At 46.1% G+C, this 254-nt stretch carries 1 protein-coding gene; it reads right to left on the bottom strand.

Annotation, left to right across the window (positions count from 1 at the left end; genetic code table 11):
* Nucleotides 1–254: 4Fe-4S dicluster domain-containing protein (locus tag AB4486_RS28185; RefSeq protein ID WP_372120128.1), on the bottom strand; the 254-nt coding region annotated here is incomplete at both ends.

Genomic DNA, 254 nt, shown 5'->3' with positions numbered 1-254 from the left:
AACGCATTGGTCGGGCAAGATTCGACACAAGCCGGTAACTTCCCTTGTGCAAGATTGGTATCACGGCAGAAGTTACATTTATCTGCGGATTTGTTCTCTGGATGGAAAAAGCGCACTTGATACGGACAAGCTAATAAGCAATAACCACAACCAACACACTTCTCTTGATGAACATCGACAATGCCGGTTTTTTCATCTTTGTAGGCCGCCCCTGTTGGGCAAACCATCACGCAGGGTGCATTATCACAATGTTG

Source organism: Vibrio sp. 10N.222.55.C6, from assembly GCF_041473395.1.
GTDB lineage: Bacteria > Pseudomonadota > Gammaproteobacteria > Enterobacterales > Vibrionaceae > Vibrio > Vibrio crassostreae_C.
Note: the sequence above shows the minus strand (reverse complement) of the source record. Positions and strands in the feature narration are given on the sequence as shown.